General features: G+C 67.8%; 12 protein-coding genes. 5 read left to right on the forward strand and 7 right to left on the reverse strand.

Annotated features, from left to right (window positions below; genetic code table 11):
- Window positions 1-9: 9 nt before the first annotated feature.
- The 6 genes from pabB to MNQ99_RS03925 are packed head-to-tail and all read right to left on the reverse strand — an operon-like array spanning window position 10 to window position 6,278.
- On the reverse strand, window positions 10-2,076 hold the full coding sequence (gene pabB, locus MNQ99_RS03900) for an aminodeoxychorismate synthase component I (RefSeq protein WP_241914519.1): 2,067 nt from the start codon (window positions 2,074-2,076) through the stop codon (window positions 10-12).
- Window positions 2,066-2,563 carry a low molecular weight protein-tyrosine-phosphatase gene (locus MNQ99_RS03905; protein ID WP_241914520.1) on the reverse strand — a complete coding sequence of 166 codons (498 nt, stop codon included), beginning with the start codon at window positions 2,561-2,563 and terminating at the stop codon, window positions 2,066-2,068. Before MNQ99_RS03905 ends, pabB begins: the two co-directional genes overlap by 11 nt.
- A 23-nt stretch (window positions 2,564-2,586) precedes the next feature.
- Window positions 2,587-3,207, reverse strand: a complete 621-nt coding sequence (locus MNQ99_RS03910; RefSeq protein WP_127512958.1) for a LysE family transporter — start codon at window positions 3,205-3,207, stop codon at window positions 2,587-2,589.
- A 52-nt stretch (window positions 3,208-3,259) separates the two neighbouring features.
- Window positions 3,260-4,855: a phytoene desaturase family protein gene (locus MNQ99_RS03915; protein ID WP_241914521.1), complete on the reverse strand. Its 1,596-nt coding sequence runs from the start codon at window positions 4,853-4,855 to the stop codon at window positions 3,260-3,262.
- 28 nt (window positions 4,856-4,883) lie between these two features.
- A complete protein-coding gene (locus tag MNQ99_RS03920; RefSeq protein WP_241914522.1) occupies window positions 4,884-5,690 on the reverse strand; it encodes a class I SAM-dependent methyltransferase in 807 nt (268 codons plus the stop codon).
- A gap of 57 nt (window positions 5,691-5,747) precedes the next feature.
- Window positions 5,748-6,278: a MarR family winged helix-turn-helix transcriptional regulator gene (locus tag MNQ99_RS03925; protein WP_241914523.1), complete on the reverse strand. Its 531-nt coding sequence runs from the start codon at window positions 6,276-6,278 to the stop codon at window positions 5,748-5,750.
- Between the two features lie 120 nt (window positions 6,279-6,398).
- On the opposite strand from MNQ99_RS03925, the gene MNQ99_RS03930 reads away from it, so the two are divergent.
- The 5 genes from MNQ99_RS03930 (at window position 6,399) to MNQ99_RS03950 (ending at window position 12,924) form a co-directional block, all read left to right on the forward strand.
- Window positions 6,399-8,543 carry an MMPL family transporter gene (locus MNQ99_RS03930; RefSeq protein WP_241914524.1) on the forward strand — a complete coding sequence of 715 codons (2,145 nt, stop codon included), beginning with the start codon at window positions 6,399-6,401 and terminating at the stop codon, window positions 8,541-8,543.
- Window positions 8,544-8,805: 262 nt separating this feature from the next.
- Window positions 8,806-10,674 carry a molecular chaperone DnaK gene (dnaK, locus tag MNQ99_RS03935; RefSeq protein ID WP_241914525.1) on the forward strand — a complete coding sequence of 623 codons (1,869 nt, stop codon included), beginning with the start codon at window positions 8,806-8,808 and terminating at the stop codon, window positions 10,672-10,674.
- A 2-nt stretch (window positions 10,675-10,676) separates the two neighbouring features.
- Window positions 10,677-11,348 (forward strand): nucleotide exchange factor GrpE, encoded by a 672-nt coding sequence (locus tag MNQ99_RS03940; RefSeq protein ID WP_127512953.1) that lies wholly within the window; start codon window positions 10,677-10,679, stop codon window positions 11,346-11,348.
- A 122-nt stretch (window positions 11,349-11,470) separates the two neighbouring features.
- Window positions 11,471-12,436, forward strand: a complete 966-nt coding sequence (locus MNQ99_RS03945; RefSeq protein WP_127512952.1) for a DnaJ C-terminal domain-containing protein — start codon at window positions 11,471-11,473, stop codon at window positions 12,434-12,436.
- 80 nt (window positions 12,437-12,516) lie between these two features.
- A complete protein-coding gene (locus MNQ99_RS03950) occupies window positions 12,517-12,924 on the forward strand; it encodes a heat shock protein transcriptional repressor HspR (RefSeq protein WP_241915262.1) in 408 nt (135 codons plus the stop codon).
- On the opposite strand, the gene MNQ99_RS03955 is transcribed toward MNQ99_RS03950, so the two are convergent.
- Window positions 12,854-13,228 carry a UPF0758 domain-containing protein gene (locus MNQ99_RS03955; RefSeq protein ID WP_127512951.1) on the reverse strand — a complete coding sequence of 125 codons (375 nt, stop codon included), beginning with the start codon at window positions 13,226-13,228 and terminating at the stop codon, window positions 12,854-12,856. The genes MNQ99_RS03950 and MNQ99_RS03955 overlap by 71 nt on opposite strands.
- Window positions 13,229-13,320 lie beyond the last annotated feature (92 nt).

Genomic DNA, 13,320 nt, shown 5'->3' on the forward strand with positions numbered 1-13,320 from the left:
CCGGGTGCGCTAGTCCGGGAACACCGCCCCCAGTGCCGAGAGCACTCCGAAGGCTTTGGCCCGCACTTCGTCCCACTCGTCGTCGGGCACGGAGTCTGCGGTGATCGCACCGCCGACTCCCAGGCTGAGCCGGCTGCCGTCCATCACCAGCGTCCGGATCACCACGGACAGGTCCGCGGCCCCGTCCAGCGAAAAGTAGCCCACGGCGCCGGAGTAGACGCCGCGCGGTCCGGTCTCCAGCCGGTCCAGGATGTCCATGGTGCTGATCTTCGGTGCGCCGGTCATCGAGCCGGCGGGAAAAGCCGCCGCCACGGCCTCGGCCCGGACAGCCCCGGGCAGCAGTTGTGCGTCGATGGTGGAGACCATCTGGTGCACGGTGGCGTAGGACTCGATGGCGCACAGCCGGCTGACCTGCAGCGAACCCGGTATGGCAAAGTGGCTCAGGTCGTTCCGCAGCAAATCAACGATCATGATGTTTTCGGCCCGGTCTTTGATGCTGCCGGCGAGCTCCCGGACCACTGCCGCATCGGCGTCGGGATCCGCCAGGCGCCGCCGGGTGCCTTTGATCGGTTCGGCCCGCAAACCGCCGTCGGCCGCAATGCTGAGGAAGCGCTCGGGCGACGTGCTCGCCACGGTCAGCGTCCCGAACCGCAAGAGGCTGGCAAAAGGCGCGGGATTGCGACGGCGGAGGGCCAGGTAGGTGTCCAGCGGATCCAGCGGTTCCGTCGTGGTGGCGTGCAGCTGGGTGGTCAGGCACACCTCGTAGGTGTTGCCCTCGCTGATTTCCGCCTGTGCTTCGCGGATCTTGGCCAAGTAGGCCCCGCGTGAGTCGCGCGGTTGGAAAACCAGAGCGGCAGGCCGCCGTGCCGGTTCCGGCGACGGGCCGGAAGCAGGTGGCAGGGTGCCGATGACTGCTGCCGTGCCGGCGATCCACTCAGCGGCTTCGTCCGTGCGGGACGGTCCGGCCAGGGCCAGCAGCCACGTGCACCGCCGGACATGGTCCAGCAGGACGGCGCGGCCGGCGAACAGCAGCGCGGCATCCGGCGCGTTGCCGAGGGCGTTGTCCTGCAGGCTGTCCGACGCCCCGTCCTGCACAGGGGCGGAGGTGTCCTTGCCGCCGGTCTCACGCTTGAGCTCGTAGCCCAGGTAGCCCAGCCAGCCCAGGGCGAAGCCGCCGGGCACCTCCTCGGCGGCGGTGGCGGGGCGGTGTCCCCAGGCGCTGTCCAGCCAGCGGAAGAACCCGCCGCCGATCCGAGCGGTGGTGTTGTGCTGGCTCACCAGCGTGGTGCCGTTCCGGTGCTCAGCCCACTGGCCGAAGCTGCCGCCGTCGTCGGCCATGATGCTGATCCGGTTCCGGTCGGCGGCTTCGTGGACGTTGGAACTGTCCAGCCAGACGCTGCGGACCGCGCCGGCATACAAGCGGCGGTAGACCGCCTCGGCGTCCGGATAGGCATCCACGCGTTCGGCCACCAGCCGGATGCCCTCGCGGGTCGCCCGCTCCGGGGCCAGGGCGTGTTCGAGCACCGGCAGCGAGGCCAGTGCTGCGAGGACCTGCTCGGGGGCGGCGCCGGCGGGACCGGATTCGACCACGACGTCCGCGGCGGCGGCCGCGTCGTCGCCGGCCAGCCAGGCCTCCTCCTGGTCTGCCCAGATGTCCCAGAACGGCTCATAGGTAGCACCGTCGCGGGACAAGGCCCTGGTCCGCCGGGCCTCGGACGGTGCCTGCAGCCACACCACGGCGTCGAGCAGGCCGCGGGCGGCGGCGTGCGCAGCCCCGACGCCCTCGAGGACCACCACGTCGGCGGGTTCCGTGCTACGGGAGGCACCGTCGTCGTCCTTGTTCCAGTCCCAGGCGGTCCAGTGCGCGGCCTCCCCGGCCGCCAACGGACGCAGCACGCTCTCCAGATAGCGCCGCTGTCCGCCGGCCAAGCCGTGCCAGCCCGGATAGATGTCCTCCAGGTGGAACAGCGAGACCGTGCGGTGCACCCGCAGCAGCGCCGCCAGCTCCACCGCCAGTGTGGTCTTGCCGGATCCGGAGCGTCCGTCGACGGCGATCAGGACCGGCTTAGCGGGCATCGAGTTCCTTGCGCACGAACTCGATGATTCCCTTCAGTGCGGCGTCGATCATCTGCCAGCTGGCGTCGAAATCGGAGGCCTCGCCGAACCACGGATCGTAGATCCCCTGATCCGCCGGACCAAGATGGCTGACGGCGGGGTCGAAGGAGCGCCAGAGCCTGACCTTGTCCCGGGCGGCGTCGTGCGGTGCACCGTTCCGCAGTTGGTCGTAGTGGTCCACGTCCAGGGCCAGGATCAGGTCGCGCTCGTCGTACCAGGACGCCTCGAACTTGCGGGCCCGGTGGTCCAGCGCGCTGAGGCCGGACTGCTCCAGGCGCTGGCCGGCCCGCTGGTCGATCGGCCGCCCCAGCTCCCAGCCGGTGGTGCCGGCGGAGTCCACGCTGACCTCGCCGCCCAGTCCTGCTTCCTGGAGCGCGCGGGCCAGCATCCGCTCGGCCATGGGGGAGCGGCAGATGTTTCCGGTGCAGACAGCGATGATGCGGTACATGACTCGAGTCTATGAGAAGGCGGCTACAGGAAAGCCAGCATCAGGCCAACCGCGATGAAAAGTACACCGAAGGCCCGGTTCATCATTGTCAGCCCGCGCACCGTCCGGGTGAACCGCTGGAAAGACCTGGCCGCCGCGGCGAAGAAAAACCACATGACCAGGATGTCCACGGCCAGCACCGTGGCGATCAGGACCAGGTACTGCGTCAGCTGCGGCTGGTCCAGCCGGATGAAGCCCGGCATGAACGCCAGGAAGAAGACGATGGCCTTCGGGTTGAGTAGGTTGACCCACATGCCGCGCCGGAACATGGAGAAGGCCGGCTCGTCGCGGCGCGCCGCTTCGACCTCCGCGTTGCCTGTCGGCTTGGCAAGGAACTGGCGCAGGCCAAGATAAATCAGGTAGGCGGCACCGGCATATTTGATCGCGGCGAACAGGACCGGGGAGTTGGAGACGAGCAGGCCGAGGCCCAGCGCCACAATCGCCACATGGATCACCAAGGCGGCCTGCTGGCCCAAGATGCCCCAGATGGACCGGCCGAAGCCGGCATTGAGCGAGTTGCTCATGGTGTTGATGGCTCCGGCACCCGGGGTGAAGCTAATCACTACCGTGGCGCCGAGCAGCGCCAGCCATAACGAGAATTGCACCAGATGATCCTACGGTGCAGCCCAGCGCAACCCGCTCAGGCGCTCGACGAGGTTACGCGCCCGTTTTCGGGGTGCCCTCTTCCAACACAGCCATGGCCGCGTTGTGGCCGCCGAGGCCGCTGACGCCGCCGCCGCGGCGCGCGCCGGCCCCACAGAGCAGGATCCGTTCATGGGCCGTGGCCACGCCCCAGCGCTGCGCCGGGGTGTCGAGTGGCTCGTCGTCTTCGGCGAACGGCCAGTCGAGCGGGCCGTGGAAAATGCTCCCGCCGGTCAGGTTCAGAGCGTGTTCAAGATCGAGCGTGGTTTTGGTTTCAATGCACGGCTCTCCGCGGGTGTCGAGCAGGATGCAGTCTTCGATCGGCTCGGCGAGCACCGAGTTGAGCGAGTCCAGCACGGCCTGTTGCAGCCGGGCGCGGGTCGCGTCGTTGTTCTCCTCGGTGAGCAGCCGGTGCGGGGTTTGCAGCGTGAACACGGTGAGGGTCTGGGCACCGGCTGCCTGCAGTTCGGGTGAGAGGATGGACGGGTCGGTGAGCGAATGGCAGTAGATTTCCGCGGGCAGCGGATCCGGGATCCGGCCTGCGGCGCCTTCCGCGTAGGCCCGCTCCAGCTGTGAGTACAGCTCGTTGATATGGAAGGTGCCGCCGAAGGCCGCGTCCGGCGCCACGGCGCTGTCCCGCAGCTTCGGCAACCGGGACAACAACAGGTTCACTTTGGCCTGCGCTCCCTCGGACGGGGGACCAGGCCGCGTGGCCGGTTCCGCGCCGCCGGCGGCCAGCAGTCCGTTGAGGACCGCGGGCGAGACGTTGGCGAGTACCCGCTTCGCGGAGACGACGACGTCGGTCCCGCCGCCGTCGTCGTACCGCACCTCTCCGTCCGGAGTCACCGAGGTGGCCTCCGCCGAGGTGCGCAGTTGGGCACCTGCGTGGCGAGCGGCCGTTTCCAGCGCGGCGGTGACCGCCCCCATGCCGCCCTCGGGTACGTCCCAGTCGCCGGTGCCGCCGCCGATCACGTGGTAGAGGAAGCATTTGTTCTGCTGCAGGTCGTCGTCGTGGGCGCTGGCAAACGTGCTGATCAGCGCGTCGGTGAGGACCACGCCGCGGACCAGATCCGAGGCGAAACTGCGTTCCAGGACGTCGCCGATCGGCGTCTCAATGAAGTCGTTCCAGGACTCGTCATCGCCCAACCGGCGGCGCAGTTCGGAGCGGCGGGGGAGCGGACCGGTGACCGTTGGCCACACTGCCTGGGCCAGCCGGCCGGTGCGCCGGTAGAACTCGGTGAACGTGCCGAAGTCTGCACCGGCGTCCACGGCGCCGAAGGAGGCGCGGGTCGCATCCGGGTCCTGATTGTCCACCAGCAGCCCGGTGGACGTGCCGGGCAACGGCGTGTAGGACGAGTAGCGCCGGCGCAGCAGCCGCAGGTCCAACTCCAGGTCCTCGATGATTCGCCGGGGCAGCAGGCTGACCAGATACGAATACCTGGAAATGCGGGCCCCGGTGCCGGGGAAGACCTCCGCGGAGACGGCGGCCCCGCCGAGCCTGTCTTCGCGCTCCAGCACCAGCACGCTCTGCCCTGCGCGCGCCAGATAGGCGGCGGCGACCAAACCGTTGTGGCCGCCGCCGATGACCACTACGTCATACTGTCCGCGCATGTCCGCTGAGGTCCTGTCTGCCGTCGGGTCAGGGCTTGCGGGCCAGGATCTCGCCGTTGGGAATCAGGAACCAGGCGTCCGGGGCGTCTGCCCAGGCCAGCCAGCCCTGCGCAATCCGGTCCAGCCCGGCCTGGTCCAGCAGCCCGCGTTCCAGCGACTGTTCCGCGTAGGCCGAGTGCAGGACGCGCTCGGACCACACATCGCCCTGCCAGCGGCGCTGTTCTTCGGTGGCGTACAGCCAATTGGACGACGACGGCGTGATCTCGCGGAAGCCTGCCGCCTGCGCCCAGGAAATCAGGTGCCGGCCGGCGTCCGGTTCCGCCCGGTTGCCCCGGGCGATCTGCTGATAGGTATCCATCCAGTCGGTGAGTTCGGGCAGTTCCGGGTACCAGCTCATGCCGTGGAAGTCGGCGTCGCGCACGGCCACGATGCCGCCGGGCTTGAGCACCCGCCGCATCTCGTACAGTGCGGCCACCGGATCGGTCAGATGCTGCAGGACCTGGTGGGCGTGGACCACGTCGAAGGTGTCGTCGTCGAACTCGAGGTCGTAGATGTTGCCGCTGACGAACGTGGCGTTCTCGATGCCGCGCAGCGCCGCGAGTTCGGCCGCCTGGGTCAGCACATCGTCGGACCGGTCCAGGCCGATGACCTGTCCGGGAGCCACCCGCTCGGCCAAATCAACCGTAATGCTGCCGGGGCCGCAGCCCACGTCCAGCAACATCATGCCGGGCTTGAGCTCGGGAAGAAGATAGGCTGCGCAGTCCTCTGCGGTGCGGATCGCATGGGCGTTGACCACGCTCTTGTGGTGGCCGTGGGAGTAGACCTCGTCCTTCATAGTGGGAGACTACTCTGCGCCCCTGCCGGCACGTAGCTGCCGTGCCGGAATGTTGCGCTATTTGTCGACGCCGGGGGTCCCCGTCGCAGCTTCGCCGTCTGGGTGCCCGTCGCCGCCCGGGTCCCCGTCGCGGCCGGTGACCTCCACGCAGGCGGCCGACGTGGCGGTGATGATGTCGGCCAGGAAGCCGGCTAGCCGCTGGCGGTCCTCCGCCGGGTAGCCGTCCAGCACCTGGCCGATGTTGCGAGCCAACGGGGCGAACATCGCGCCGCCGGTGGCGCGGGCCTTGTCCGTCAGCTCCAGATGCACCTTGCGGCGGTCCGTATCGCTGCGCGTGCGATTAACGTGCCCGGAGCGGTCCAGCCGGTCGACCAATGCGGTGGTCGCAGGAGAGCTGAGGTGGAGTTCGGTCCGCAGCAGGCCGGGAGTAACGGTGCGGCCGGCCGCGGCGGCCCGGACCATCGCCGCGAGGGCGTTGAGGTCGGTGCGGTGCAGGGCGTCCCGTTCGCTGACCGCTTCAACGTAGCGCTCGCTCTCAACGACGAACTGCTGCAAGAGCAGCATCAGCCGGTCCGTGCGTTGTTCCACGTGGCCCTCCCTTCCATCAACCCAACAACAGGATAGTTCACTGGGGGTTTATCTCTAACGTGGAACTAATCTATAGTGGAGCTTGTTTTCCGCTGCCTAGATTCCGAAGGATCGATCGCCATGGCCCGATGGCTCAGAATGCTCCTCCCCGCCTTGGTGGTGGCAGCCTGGTTGGCTGCCGCCGGCCTCGGTGGGCCGACTTTCGGCAAGCTCTCCGACGTCTCCACCAACGATCAGGCCGGTTTCCTGCCGGCCAGCGCCGAGTCAACCACCGCAGGCGAATGGCAGGAGCGCTTCCGCGACTCCGATGCGGTGCCGGCCATCGCCGTCGTCGAATTCGACGAGCCGATCCAGCCGCAGCAACTGGCGGACTACGCCCCGCTGGCCGAACGGCTGGCGGACGCGGCCGGCCTGGAGCGCGGCGGTGCGAATCAAGTGGTGGGGCCGATCCCGTCCGAAGACTTCCAAGCGGTGCAGTTCATCGTGCCGGTGCCGGAAGACCTGGATGCCGGCGAGGTGGTCACCGACCTGCGCGCGGTCCTGGCGGCCGAGCTTCCGGAATCCGCCACCGGCTATGTGACCGGCCCGGCCGGGTTCATCGCCGATCTGGTGGAGGCCTTCGGCGGCATTGACGGATTGCTGCTGGGCGTGGCGCTGGGTGCCGTGTTCGTGATCCTGTTGCTGGTCTACCGCGCGCTCCTGCTGCCCTTCCTGGTACTGCTGACCTCCGTGTTCGCGCTCTGTGCGGCCATCCTGGTGGTGTACTGGTTTGCCCTGCAGGGCTGGATCCAGCTCAGCGGCCAGAGCCAAGGCATCCTCTCCATCCTGGTGATCGGCGCCGCCACCGACTACGCCTTGCTGCTGACGGCCCGATATCGCGAGGCGCTGGGGGAGCAGGAGTCGAAGTGGGCGGCGATGAAGACCGCCTACCGGGGTGCGGTCGAACCGATTGCAGCTTCCGGAGCCACCGTGATCCTGGCGCTGCTGTGCCTGCTGTTCTCCGACCTGAACTCCAACCGCAGCCTGGGTCCCATCGCCGCCATTGGCATTGTGTTCGCGGTGCTGGCAGCGCTGACGTTCCTGCCCGCGGTCCTGCTGTTGACCGGACGCAGCGCCTTTTGGCCCATCGTGCCCCGCCCGGGGCACCACGCCCACGTCGCCCCACCCGAAAACGCGGTGGCCGGAACCGAGGGTATGCGCGGGTTGTGGCTCCGCGTTGCCAATCTGGTGGCACGGATGCCCCGGGCCACCTGGATGGTTTCGGTACTGCTGCTGGTCGCCGGGGCGATGGGTGTGCTGCAGCTGCAGGCCCACGGTGTCCCGCAGTCGGAGCTGGTCCTGGTGAAGACGGATTCGGCGGACGGGCAGGACGCCTTGGTTCGCCATTTCGACGCCGGCGCCGGCAGCCCGGCCGTCGTCGTCGCCGACAGCGGCAAGCGGGACCAGGTGCTGGAGGTGGTCCGCAGCGAGGACGGGGTCGCCTCCGCCGAGTTCTTCACCCGTGACGACCAGGTGGTGGAGCTCGACGGCCGGGTGATGATTAATGCGACGCTGCAGGATGTGCCGGACTCAGACGCGGCCGAGGCCACCGTTGCCGACCTGCGCACCGCACTGGACGCGGCCGATCCGCAGGCCTTGGTTGGCGGCGTCACGGCGGTTGCGCTGGACACGAACGTCACGGCGCAGGCCGACCTGCTGAAGATCACGCCGATGGTGCTCGGCGTCATCCTGCTCATCCTGATCTTGCTGCTGCGCTCCATCCTGGCGCCGGTGCTGTTGATCCTGTCCGTGGCGCTGTCCTACCTGACCGCGTTGGGCGTCTCCGCGCTGGTCTTCAACCATGTCTTCGGGTTCCCGGGGGCGGATGCCACGGTGCCGCTGTACGGCTTCGTCTTCCTGGTAGCGCTGGGGATCGACTACAACATCTTCCTGATGACCCGCGTGCGCGAGGAATCGCTGCGGCTGGGAACCCGGCCCGGCATTCTGCGCGGGCTGGGCTCCACTGGTGGCGTCATTACCTCGGCCGGCGTGGTGCTGGCTGCTACCTTTGCCGCCCTCGGCGTCATCCCGATTCTGTTCCTGGGCCAGCTCGCGTTCATCGTGGCCTTCGGCGTCCTGCTGGACACGGTGCTGGTGCGCTCGCTGCTGATCCCGGCGCTGTCGTACGACATCGGGCCGAACATCTGGTGGCCGTCCAAGCTCGCCCGGAAAGAGTCGCGGGAGCGCGAACTGGTGGCAGCGGGCAGTGGGCACACCGCGGACTGAGACCGGGGCGGCCGCGGGCCGCTGACGAACGGCGGGGGCGGGGGTAACCACCAGCGCCCCCGCCGTCGTCGTCTCACGGCCACCCTCTAAAGTTGAGTGGAGTACGCTCAACTTGGTTGACAAAGCCGAGGGCCTGAGTAAACTTGAGTGCAGAAGGCTCAACAGCCGCCGTTCCCTGGCGGCAGCCGTCGGTTTAGCCCCGACGGCCGGGCCGCCACAGTGAACAAGGCCGTAGCTGCGGCCGCAAAGGAAGGACACGCGTATGTCTCGTGCAGTAGGTATCGACCTCGGAACCACCAACTCCGTTGTTTCTGTTCTGGAAGGTGGCGAACCCACCGTCATTGCCAACGCCGAGGGTGGCCGCACCACTCCGTCCGTTGTCGCTTTTTCCAAGTCCGGCGAGGTGTTGGTCGGCGAGATCGCCAAGCGCCAGGCCGTGAACAACATCGAGCGCACCATTGCCTCGGTCAAGCGCCACATGGGCACCGACTGGAAGGTCGAGATCGACGGCAAGAACTACACCGCACAGGAAATCTCTGCCCGTGTGCTGCAGAAGCTCAAGCACGACGCCGAGTCCTACCTGGGTGAGAAGGTCACCGACGCGGTGATCACCGTGCCGGCGTACTTCAATGACGCCGAGCGCCAGTCCACCAAGGAAGCCGGCGAAATTGCCGGCCTGAACGTCCTGCGCATTGTCAACGAGCCGACCGCTGCCGCGCTGGCCTACGGCCTGGACAAGGGCAAGGAAGACGAACTCATCCTGGTCTTCGACCTCGGCGGCGGCACCTTCGACGTGTCCCTGCTGGAAGTCGGCAAGGACGAGGACGACTTCTCCACCATCCAGGTCCGCGCCACGTCGGGCGACAACCGCCTCGGCGGCGACGACTGGGACCAGCGCGTGGTGGACTTCCTGCTGCAGCAGGCCAAGGCCAAGGGCGCCGACCTGTCCAAGGACAAGATCGCCCTGCAGCGCCTGAAGGAAGCAGCCGAGCAGGCCAAGAAGGAACTCTCCTCCGCCTCCTCCACCAACATCTCGCTGCAGTACCTCTCGGTCACCCCGGATGGTCCGGTGCACCTGGACGAGCACCTCAGCCGTGCGAAGTTCCAGGACCTCACCAAGGACCTGCTGGACCGGACCAAGAAGCCGTTCCACGACGTGATCAAGGAAGCCGGCATCAAGGTCTCCGACATCGACCACATCGTCCTGGTGGGCGGCTCCACCCGCATGCCGGCAGTCGTTGACCTGGTCAAGGAAATGGCCGGCGGCAAGGAGCCGAACAAGGGCGTGAACCCGGACGAGGTCGTGGCCGTGGGCGCAGCCCTGCAGGCCGGCGTCCTGAAGGGCGAGCGCAAGGACGTGCTGCTGATCGACGTCACCCCGCTGTCGCTGGGCATCGAGACCAAGGGCGGCATCATGACGCACCTGATCGAGCGCAACACGGCGATCCCGACCAAGCGGTCCGAGACCTTCACGACCGCTGACGACAACCAGCCGTCCGTGGCCATCCAGGTCTTCCAGGGCGAGCGCGAGTTCACCCGCGACAACAAACCCCTGGGCACCTTCGAGCTCACCGGCATCGCCCCGGCTCCGCGGGGCGTGCCGCAGGTCGAGGTCACCTTCGACATCGACGCCAACGGCATTGTGCACGTCTCCGCCAAGGACAAGGGCACCGGCGCCGAGCAGTCGATGACCATCACCGGCGGCACCGCGCTGTCCAAGGACGACATCGACCGCATGGTCCGTGAAGCTGAAGAGCACGCCGCCGAGGACAAGAAGCGCCGCGAGGCCGCCGATGTCCGCAACTCGGCCGAGCAGCTGGCCTACTCCGTTGACAAACTGCTCGCCGACAACGACGACAAGCTGCCGGAAGCGGTCAAGACCGAGGTCAAGGCCGACGTCGACGCCCTGAAGTCAGCCCTGGAAAAGCAGGACAACGACGACGAGGTCAAGGCCGCGTTCGAGAAGCTGCAGACATCCCAGACCAAGCTCGGCGAGGCCATCTACTCGCAGGCCCAGTCCGGCGCAGCCGGTGCCGACGGCGCTCCCGCCGGTGAGGGTGCCTCCGAGGCCGGCGCCGACGAGGACATCGTCGACGCCGAAGTGGTCGACGAAGAAGACGAGAAGAAGTAACCATGGCGGAAAACGGTAACGAAGAAGAACGCCAGTCAGAGCCGGTGAACTTCCGCGACAACCGCAAGATCGATCCGGAGACCGGAAAGGTCCGCGGAGCTGCCGCCGATGCCGGCAACGGCAACGCGGACCAGGCAGCGGAAAAGACTCCCGCCGCCGGTCAGGGTGCGGACGCGGACGCGCTGGCCCAGGCTGAGGAGATCCTCAACGGGGCCGAGGTCCCGGCGGGGGAGTCCGTTGCCCAGGGCACCACGTCGCAGGAAGCAGAGGAGCTCAAGAACGACCTGCTCCGACTGCAAGCCGAGTACGTGAACTACCGCAAGCGGGTCGAACGCGACCGTGCGGTGGCCGGCGAAATGGCTGTCATCGGTGTTATGAACTCGCTGCTTCCGGTCCTCGACGACATCGACGCGGCACGCCAGCACGGCGACTTGGCCGACGGTCCGTTCGCTGCCATTGCCACCAAGCTGGACAGCGTGCTGGCGACCTACGGCCTGACCCGTATCGAGGAGACCGGCGTGGAGTTCGACCCGAACATCCACGAGGCCTTGATGCAGCAGCCCGATGCAGAGGTGGAAGTGGACTCGGTCAGCCAGATCCTGCGCCTGGGCTACAAGTCGGGCGACCGCGTGCTGCGCGCCGCCCAGGTAGTGGTGGCTGTACCGGCTGAATGACGCCCGCCAGGGTGCCATGACGGAACAGATGACGGGTTGGTTTCCGGTCCGCCGGAGGCCAACCCGTCATCGTCCGGGCCGGAAGGCCCATAGACTTTGTGAAACTGAAAGGAGGCGCCTGCATGGCTAGCCAGGACTGGGTCGAGAAAGACTTCTACAAGATCCTCGGTGTCTCCAAAGATGCGTCCGACGCCGACATCAAGAAGGCGTACCGCAAACTCGCCCGGACGCACCATCCGGACACCAACTCGGGCGACGCCGCGTCGGAGAAGAAGTTCAAGGACGTCTCCGAGGCGTACTCGGTCCTGTCCGACCCGCAGGAACGCGAGCAATACGACGCGATCCGGGCGATGGGCAGCGGCGCCCGCTTCAGCGCCGGAGGCCCGGGGGGCGCCGGTGGGCCGGGGGCCGGCGGCTTCGAGGACATTTTCGGCAACCTGTTCGGCCAGGGTGCCCGCACCCGCACCAGTTCCTCGGGAAACGTTCCGCCGGAGTTCGCCGACCTGTTCGGCGGATTCGGCGGCTACCAGCAGCAGGCGCCGCGCAAGGGTGCGGACCGCACCGCGAGCACCAGCATTTCCTTTGCCGGTTCCATCAACGGCACCACCATCGGATTGCGCGAGCCCAGCGGCGAGGTCATCGATGTGCGGATCCCCGCCGGCATTAAGGACGGGCAGAAGGTCCGCGTCCGCGGCAAGGGCCAGCCGGGTCCGGCCGGTGCAGGCGACCTGATGGTGACCGTCAACGTCAAGCCACATACCTTTTTCCAGCGTGACGGCGACAACATCCGCATCCACGTCCCGGTGACCTTCCCGGAGGCCGCGCTGGGGGCGCAGATCGAAGTGCCTACACTGGCCGGTGAACTCGTCAAGGTCAAGGTGCCGGCCGGAACGCCGTCCGGTCGGACGCTGCGCGTGAAGGGACGCGGGGTGAAGACCGCGAAGAACACCGGTGACCTGCTGGTAACCATCGACGTGGTGGTCCCGCAGAACCTTGGCAAGGAGGCAGAAGACGCGGTCAACGCCTTCGCGGCGGCGACCGCCGGATCCGATCCGCGCGGCAACCTTGCCGCCAAGGCGCGGTTGTAGCCGGTCGGAGTTTCAGCAGACCGGAAGGACCGGGCGGAAAACGCGCGCAGCGCAGGAGGGAGAGCACCGTGGGTATAGATATGAATGCGCCGATTTTCGTGATTTCGGTGGCCGCCGAACTGGCCGACATGCACCCGCAGACCCTGCGCCAGTATGACCGCCTGGGGCTGGTCTCCCCATCGCGCCAGCGGGGCAGACAGCGCCGCTACTCCCAGCAGGATGTGAACACGCTGCGCGAAGTCCAGCGGCTGTCCCAGGAAGGCGTCTCACTGGAAGGGATCAAGCGCATCCTCCAGCTGCAGAACGAGGTGGCAGCCCTGCGGGCCCAGGTCCAGGACCTGTCCGAGGAACTGATGGCCAGGCAGCGCCGCGCCGATTCCAGCCGCGTGTTCGCCGCCGGGCTTGCCGGCGACGTGGTCAGTCTGGTCCGCGGCCAGCGGCCTCGTCCGCGCAGCCAAGCGATGGTGGTTTGGCGCCCGCAGCGCTGATCCGTTCGCGTGCAGCCGCCCGTCGCGCCAGTTCCATGGCGCCGGCAATGCGGGCGGCCAGCGCTCCGCCCACCCCCGGGACGGCCAGCAGTTCCTCGACCGAGGCTTCCCGAAGCCCGGCCGGACCTCCCAGTTTCTTCAGGACCGCGTGCGCCAGTTCGACGCTGCTGGCCGTGCGCGATCCGGAGCCAACCACAAGCGCCATGACTTCGGCGTCGCGCAGTCGGCGCATTCCGAAACGCGCAAGGCGCTCGCGCGGCCGGTCTTCTTCGGGCATCTCGGCAATGCTGGTATGGCTGTCCATGGCTTCACGGTAAGACGGCGGCAGCCCTGCCAGCTATCCCGGGGCGGACGGGTGTGGACATCCGGTTCCCGAACCGCGCCTGTGGAGGCAGG

Origin of the sequence: Arthrobacter sulfonylureivorans (genome assembly GCF_022637435.1) — a bacterium.
GTDB classification, from domain to species: Bacteria; Actinomycetota; Actinomycetes; order Actinomycetales; family Micrococcaceae; genus Crystallibacter; species Crystallibacter sulfonylureivorans.

Bases quoted from the DNA above. Each gene is read 5' to 3' on its own strand.
- pabB (WP_241914519.1), bottom strand. From the start codon at position 2,076: ATGCCCGCTAAGCCGGTCCTGATCGCCGTCGACGGACGCTCCGGATCC.
- MNQ99_RS03905 (WP_241914520.1), bottom strand. From the start codon at position 2,563: ATGTACCGCATCATCGCTGTCTGCACCGGAAACATCTGCCGCTCCCCC.
- MNQ99_RS03915 (WP_241914521.1), bottom strand. From the start codon at position 4,855: ATGCGCGGACAGTATGACGTAGTGGTCATCGGCGGCGGCCACAACGGT.
- MNQ99_RS03920 (WP_241914522.1), bottom strand. From the start codon at position 5,690: ATGAAGGACGAGGTCTACTCCCACGGCCACCACAAGAGCGTGGTCAAC.
- MNQ99_RS03930 (WP_241914524.1), top strand. From the start codon at position 6,399: ATGGCCCGATGGCTCAGAATGCTCCTCCCCGCCTTGGTGGTGGCAGCC.
- dnaK (WP_241914525.1), top strand. From the start codon at position 8,806: ATGTCTCGTGCAGTAGGTATCGACCTCGGAACCACCAACTCCGTTGTT.
- MNQ99_RS03940 (WP_127512953.1), top strand. From the start codon at position 10,677: ATGGCGGAAAACGGTAACGAAGAAGAACGCCAGTCAGAGCCGGTGAAC.
- MNQ99_RS03945 (WP_127512952.1), top strand. From the start codon at position 11,471: ATGGCTAGCCAGGACTGGGTCGAGAAAGACTTCTACAAGATCCTCGGT.
- MNQ99_RS03950 (WP_241915262.1), top strand. From the start codon at position 12,517: ATGAATGCGCCGATTTTCGTGATTTCGGTGGCCGCCGAACTGGCCGAC.
- MNQ99_RS03955 (WP_127512951.1), bottom strand. From the start codon at position 13,228: ATGGACAGCCATACCAGCATTGCCGAGATGCCCGAAGAAGACCGGCCG.